5 protein-coding genes are annotated in these 7,399 nt (G+C 53.7%); all 5 read right to left on the bottom strand.

Annotation, left to right across the window (positions count from 1 at the left end):
- The coding region (locus BZG77_RS13830; RefSeq protein WP_131826163.1) for a type I restriction endonuclease subunit R at nt 1-1,996 on the bottom strand (1,996 nt) is incomplete at its 3' end.
- Nucleotides 1,993-3,261: a restriction endonuclease subunit S gene (locus BZG77_RS13825; protein WP_077647659.1), complete on the bottom strand. Its 1,269-nt coding sequence runs from the start codon at nt 3,259-3,261 to the stop codon at nt 1,993-1,995. The genes BZG77_RS13825 and BZG77_RS13830, both read right to left, overlap by 4 nt.
- Entirely contained in the window at nt 3,258-4,790 is a 1,533-nt protein-coding gene (locus BZG77_RS13820; protein ID WP_077647658.1) for a type I restriction-modification system subunit M, read from the bottom strand. Before BZG77_RS13820 ends, BZG77_RS13825 begins: the two co-directional genes overlap by 4 nt.
- A gap of 896 nt (nt 4,791-5,686) precedes the next feature.
- Nucleotides 5,687-6,589, bottom strand: a complete 903-nt coding sequence (locus BZG77_RS13810) for a homocysteine S-methyltransferase family protein (protein ID WP_077647656.1) — start codon at nt 6,587-6,589, stop codon at nt 5,687-5,689.
- Nucleotides 6,590-6,669: 80 nt separating this feature from the next.
- The coding region (locus BZG77_RS13805; protein WP_198532431.1) for a methyl-accepting chemotaxis protein at nt 6,670-7,399 on the bottom strand (730 nt) is incomplete at its 5' end.

Here is a 7,399-nt window from a genome sequence, read left to right as displayed (position 1 = left end):
CGATAATGGTCTTCTCGTAGTCCTCCGGATCGCCCGTGACGTTTTTCTTCCACCATTCCTGCACCAGCGGCAGGCTGGTCTCATCCACCTCAGTGTGACCCTCCCGGGTGTCCGGGGCAGAAATCACGATGGCACTGGTCACCCGGCCCAGATCATCCAGCGCTTTCTTGTAGCGGATCGCGCTGAGCTTGCTGTCCGTCGCCAGTTGGCCCTTCAGCTCCAGTTCGGCCTTTTTAAAGTTCTCGCTGAAATGCACGCTGATGTCGAAGGCATTGAGCTTGATACGGTCTTCGGCAGTATAAATCTGCCCCTGCTTGGCGTACTTGCGTTTGAGGTCGGCTTTCTGGTTGTCCGACAAGGACGCTGTGACTTTCTCGAACCAGGTATCAACGGCTTCCTGGTTCACGTTTAACAGCGGCTTGCGCTCTTCATACAACAGCGGGGTAATCGTCCCATCTTCTACGGCCCGCTTCATGGTGTAGGCGTGGATAATGGCGCCGAACTTTTCGGCAGTTTCGCTTTTTTCCTTGTCCAAAAGCGGGGTGCCAGTAAAGGCAATGAACGACGCATTGGGCAAGGCCAGGCGCATGCGCTGGTGGTTCTCGCCGCCCTGGCTCCGGTGTCCTTCATCGACGATGACGATGATGTTCTCTGAGGGGTTGTAGCACTCCGGCTGTTTAGCGGCTGAGGCGAACTTGTTGATGATGGTGAAGAGGATCCGGTCATTGCCCTGGCCGATGCGCTTAGCCAGATCTTTACCGGAGCGGGTCTTAGCGAGTGAATCGCCACTCTTCTTGCCGGCGATATCGCCACCAAAGGCCCCGCCGGTCAGGAAAGTCTTGGACAGCTGTTTCTCCAGATCCACTCGGTCGGTGACCACGATGATCCGGCAGTTCTTCAATGCGTCGCTGAGCAGCAAGGCGCGGCATAGATAGACCATGGTGAARGACTTGCCGGARCCRGTGGTGTGCCAGAGCACACCGCCTTTACGCTCACCCGAGGGCTTAAAGTCAGAGATGCGTTCCAGCAGGGCCTTGATACCAAAAGCCTGTGGGTACCGGGCCGCGATTTTGCCAATCTTCTGGTCGAACAGRATGAACAGCCGCAGAAACTCYAGAAAGCGGTGCCGGTCRAGCAGMCCCACTAACAGCCGATCCTGTTCGGTGGGCATCATCGGCTTCGACCAGAGGGCTTCAAAGTAATCGCGGATCTTACCGGGTTTGTCCTGAAAYAGGGTGTTTTTGTCCGACGCTAACAGCGGCTGGTTCTTGATGCCCTGCACGTACTGGTCGTCGAACTCCTCATCCTGCCACTTCGACCAGAACTTCATCGGCGTATGTGTGGTGCCGTACCGGCCATCGTTGCGACTGATCGCAAACAACAGCTGGGCGAAGGCGTACAGGTAGGGGATCTCATCGTTTCTCTGGTTACGGATGTTCTGGCTGATCCCTTCTTCCACCATGTCCTTATTAGGGTTGCCGGAGGCCGCCTTCTTGGCCTCGATCACCGCCAGGGGAATGCCGTTGACAAACGTCACCACATCCGGCCGACGGGTGTGGGTACCCTGGGCAGACAACACGTCCATCTCTTCGGTGACATGGAACTGGTTGTTGTCCAGGTTCTCCCAATCGATCAGGTGGATCGTGGGCGTGGCCTTCTTGCCATCAACAAACTCGGTCACGGTAATGCCGAGCGTTAGCATGTCGTAAACGGACTGGTTGGCCGCCATCAGTCCCTGCGCCATGGACGGCGTGGTGATCTCACGCATCACCTGATCCACGGCCTGTTCAGATAACGGGTACGATTCACCTTTGAACTCGAATCGACGCTGGCGCAACACCTGCTCCAACACTGGCTTCAACACCACATCCCGCTGGCTGCCGCGTAGGGCCTGACACTTGGTGGCCGGCAAAAACGTCCAGCCAAGGTTGATCAATGTAGCCAAGGCCGGGATGTGGCTGGAATACTGCTCATTCCCTTGAGGGGTGGTGTTCATGCAGCCTCCGTTTCCACTTGCACCCGACGTTTGCCGGTCAGGAGTTGTTGCATCAGGGCTTTCTTTTCTTCTTTCAAAAAACTTATGCGATATTGCAAAACTGAAATTTCATCCGATGCCACCTTGAGTACCTGCCCGATAGCTCTTTGTTCGTCCAGATTTGGGATGGTTATCCGAATGCCACGAAAATCATCCTGTGATAAAACGTACCTTTGCCCGCTACCATCACATAACCGGTAAGTTTGGCGTCTGAACTCATCGGTCTGGAAGGCGTATGTAGAGAAATTCAAATCCAGCGGCCGACTAGGACGAAACCGAACTATGTGGTAACTATAAACGACGCCCGGCATGTCCTCTGCGGCTACAGCGGGGATACCTGCCTCGTCTCGGGTTTCGGAGGATGGAGTAAAGAAAATATCTCCTTTTCGAACATCACAGTTAGTGATTTTGCGCTCTGGTGCAGTAACTGTGTGAGTAAGTTCGTGGTCAAAAATGAATTCTCTGCGGAAAACATCGAGGTAGTTGAGCAGCCTAACGCTTTGCTCTCCATCGACAATCTTCTTATCAACACCAGCTGAGCTTATTTTACCGACTGATCCGAGAGTTATTTCTTCCCACTCCCCCTCAAACCCCGGCAACCGCTTCTTCCCGGTCAGTAACTGCTGCATCAATCCTTTCTTCCGCTGTTGGCTGTTCTCAAGCAGGCGTTCGGTGGCGGTGATGGCCTGATCCCAGGTGGAGAGGATCTGGGCGATCTTTTTTTGTTCGGGGAGGGGTGGGAGGACAAACCGAAAACTGAATATGTCTGAAAGTGAAATAGACACTTGATTAGCGTTTCCACGAACAAGAGCAGACAGGTACGAAATGAACCGACGATTCTTTAAAATCTCATAGAGATACTGATTGGTAATCTTGGATGCCTTTGGAATAAGCTTTACTAAATTTTGGTTGAGAAGACTGCCGGCAGCGTCTCTTGGTACTCGAATCGCCTTACCAACCATTGATTGTGGCAGGTGGGGCCGAGAGCCAACCGTAGAGAGGACAATATCGTTTTCGTTCAGCCTGTATTCTTTGAAATTTTCGGCTTCATTCTCAGCCCAAAAAACAGGATGCTCATTATGGATCGAGTCCCTAGTGGTATCCGATATTCTGATTATCCTTACACCAGACTGGAGATATTTCTCTGATTTAAAGGCAAAGCCCTTTTTGTGAGTTACGACTTCGCCTAAATCGTGTTTTTCCCAACCAGTTCGGCATTCATTCATGGACGAACTCCATTTTCCAGATCAAAACCCAACTCCTTCAGATACCCGTCCATCTGCTCGTTCAACTTCGCAATCTCAGCCTCAATCTCCTTCCGCTCCGCTTGCACGGCCATCAGGTCGATCTCTTCCTCTTCCTCGAAGGTGTCCACATAGCGGGGGATGTTGAGGTTAAAGTCGTTCTCCTGGATTTCATCTAGGCTGGCGAGGTAGGAATACTTATCCCGAGTGTCGCGCTGTTTGTAGGTGTCGACCACCTTGGCGATGTTGTCATCGGACAACTGGTTCTGGTTCTTGCCGGACTGGAACTCGCGGCTGGCGTCGATGAACAGCACCTTGTTGTCGGTTTTGTCCTTACGGAACACTAGTATTGCTGCCGGGATGCCGGTGCCGTAGAACAGCTTCTCGGGCAGGCCGATCACGGCATCCAGCAGGTTTTCTTCGATCAGCTTCTTACGGATCTTGCCTTCCGCTGAGCCTCGGAACAGAACGCCGTGGGGCACAACGACTGCCATGCGGCCGGTCTTCGGCTTCAGGGTCTCGATCATGTGCAGGATGAAGGCATAGTCGCCCTTGGATTTAGGCGGTACACCGCGACGGAAGCGGGCATACGGGTCGCCGTCAGCGCCTTCATAGCCCCACTTCTCCAGCGAGAAGGGGGGGTTGGCCACCACCACTTCAAAATGCTTTAGACCGCCGTTCTCGTCCAGTAGGAGCGGGTTACGAATGGTGTCGCCCCATTCGAGCTTGTGGTTGTCGATGCCGTGCAGAAACATGTTCATCTTGGCCAGGGCCCAGGTGCTGCCGATGGCTTCCTGACCAAACAGGGCAAACTTCTTGGAGCCATCTTCCTTGCGAATCTGGTTGGCGCACTTGAGCAACAGGGAGGCTGAGCCACACGCGGGGTCGCAGATTTCGTCGCCGGCCTGGGGATCAACGATCTCGGCCATCAACTCGGACACTTCCGGCGGGGTATAGAACTCGCCGGCTTTCTTGCCGGAGGTGGCTGCGAAATTCTTGATCAGGTATTCGTAGGCGTTACCAATCACATCTAGCTTCCCGATCCGACTCGGACGCAGGTTCAGTTCCGGCCGAAGGAAGTCTTCGAGGATGTAGCGCAGGAGCTCGTTCTTTTGCTTTTCGTCGCCCAGCTTCGTCGAGTTGAAAGAGATGTCCTGGAACACATCKGCCAGCTTGACGATGTTGGCTTCTTCAATGGCGTGCARMGCCTTGTCGATCCGCTCACCGTTRCCSGGCTCATGGCGCTTGTCGTGRAGGTCGTAGAAGCTGGAMCCCCGGGGCAGAACGAAGCGCTCGTTCTTCATCAGCTCTTCGATCAGCTCCGGCGTATCGCCGTATTCAGCCACGTAGTTGTCGTAGTGATCCTGCCAAACGTCCGACAGRTACTTCACGAACAACATGGTGAGCACGTAGTCCTTGTAGATACTGGGGTCTACCGTGCCCCGGAAGGTGTCACAGGCGTTCCAGACCGCTTTGTTGATCTGTTCCTGCTTTACTGCGTCRTTGCTCATATCAATTTCCTATGGAGTGATCCGGATGAAGAATATGGTGTCCGACAGCATCAAGCATGCGCCGTCGGTTTTCCAYTAACTGACTCAAAAGTTTTTGTTCACTGGTGGCAGCATYGGATAGCTTRACCATCAGMTTCTGTTGTTCAATGGATGGTATGACGATGGGTAAGTCACCCAGTTGCGATTTGGTAATGCTGGGTGCCGCCGAGCCTTGGGAGCAAGAGGCAAAGTACCGCTGGGCATCTACATGGTTGAGCTGCCAGGCCAGAAACTCRGGCAAGAGCCGGGCCACCTCCGGTTTTAGGCGTATGTGATAAAAGTTTGGCGTGCAAACTGTATTGCTAGGRACGTCGGCTATCACTGCGGCATGGTTACGAGTGCCTTTGGCCATGAATATCAGGTCGCTGGGRCARAGRTAATTGGGGKGCTTTCGGCCCGGCAGCTTGACCCGGTCKAGGGCTTTTCCGTCTTTGTCACTCAGGSGCTCTCCGAGAACAATGTGCCGGAACTGCACCACGTAAGCRTCCCCGTTGCTATCGATGGGGAGCTTTCCCCGGAACGGGTAGCCGGGCTGGATAGTCGCCAAGCTGCGCAGAGGGCGTTTTTGTTTGGGCTGCTCGCTCATGCAGTATGCTCAATGATGCAATAATATTGGAGCATCGTAATTCAATAGGCATCATTAGGCAAGATGCATGGTTTTTTWAAAYKGCTCACGCTTCGCTTTTTCGCTTTTTCAACTAATCACACTCCCCTGTTTACCCCTGCAGACAACTACCCTGCCCATCAGCTCTCTGATTTAAACCAGCTCTTAGAGCACGCGGCAGAAGCGTGGGAACAAGTGGTGCATTAGCTACGGTATGCATTCCCACGCCGGCGCGTGGGAACGAGTTAAACCCTTACCCCCTCAACTGCGAGAACTTGATGATCTCGTGGGACTGTTCAAGGGTTTGCGCGAGGTGTTGGATGTGCGCGGGGGTGATCTCGCAGCAGCCGCCGACCACCAGGGCACCGTCGGCAATCCATTGTTGTACGCGTTCGGTGTGGACTAAGGGTGAGAGATCTTCACGCGCTTCTAGGGCATCGGCTTTGCTGCCTTTGGCCATGTCTTCTACCGATTTAAACGCGTTGGCATAGCCACCGACAATGTTAGCTTGGGTGGCCATTTTTGGCATCGCCGTAGTAAGCACTTCTGGGTCGCAGCAATTGAGCATCACTGCTGTCGGCGCGTAGTCAGTGACCGCGTGCATGGCTTGTTCGAGCGACTCGCCAGAGCGGAGTGCGCCATTAGGCTCTAACCGAAACGCCACCCCAAACGGTTTGCCTTGCTCTTGGGCGGCGGCGCATGCTGCACGCGCTTCGAGGGTGTTGGTCATGGTTTCGATTAAAAACACATCCACATGAGGCTGCAAGCGGGCAATATGCAAAAACTCGGCTTTCATGTCATCAAAGCTGCGTTGCGGCTGGCCGAGGTAGCTGCCCACCAGCGGTGGCAAACAACCGGCAATATCGACATCGGCGCCTGTCTCATCCACGGCTTGCTGCAGCGCTTCGAAGGCTTTTTGATAAATGGTGTTGATTTTATCGCTCAACCCCGCTTTGGCCAGACGTGTGGGTGTCGCAGGATAGGTATTTAAGGTATGTGTTTTCGCGCCGGCACGGATAAAATCTTTGTGCACGTCTTTGACAATATTGGCATGTTTTAACATCACCGCGACCGACCAAAGCTTAGAGCTCACATCGGGGCCACGTTGATAAATTTCTTGCCCTAGGCCACCATCGAGTAGTGCAATCGACGTCATGGTAACTTCAGCCTCCTTCGGCCATCTTTCCTTAGTTTGACTTGAGATTACCATGCGCTCGTCGATTTAACACCCCGTTGTTACGCCACCTCTTCACTCCCTTCTATTGCGAGATGTTCAAGCTTATCGATCACCGTCATGCTGGCGTTTTCCATCTCTTTTAATGCGGTGACCATTTGATCGGGTTGCTGAGCATGAAACGCCGCCACCGCAGCCTTGGCATGGGTATGCACTTGCTCGTGAGGCCCGGAAATGGCTTTAAACGTTTGCAACTGACCAAAATATTGCTGCCCTTCACCATGGTTATACCACTGGCCGAGTCGGCATTGGGTGTGATCGGTGACATCGTCCGCCATCATGCTGTCTTCGCCCAATACCACGCGGTATATCGCAAATTTAAAGCTGATATGGTCAAGTTTTGCCAGTTCACAAAAGGCGCGCAGTGCAGAGGCTTTAATGGTGGTGCGGCTGTGCTGTGCTTGCTCACTTTGGATGGCCATGGCATCGGCAACCTGTTGGCCTTGTTCGCTGTATTGAATGGCTTCAGTGGCAAGGGTATCGGTGAGCGTGCACGCATGGCTGCTGCCCGCACGAATTTTTTCCACCAGCTGGGTAATATCTTGGGTGGCAGTGGACGTGCGCTCGGCAAGGTTGCGTACTTCATCGGCAACCACCGCAAACCCTCGGCCCTGTTCGCCGGCGCGTGCCGCTTCAATGGCTGCGTTTAACGCCAGCAGGTTGGTTTGATCGGCGACATCGCGAATTAAATTTACAATGCCACTCACCTCTTGAGCGTGTTGATCGAGCGAG

The organism is Salinivibrio sp. IB643 (genome assembly GCF_001996105.1).
In the GTDB taxonomy this organism is placed as follows: Bacteria; Pseudomonadota; Gammaproteobacteria; order Enterobacterales; family Vibrionaceae; genus Salinivibrio; species Salinivibrio costicola.
Note: the sequence above shows the minus strand (reverse complement) of the source record. Positions and strands in the feature narration are given on the sequence as shown.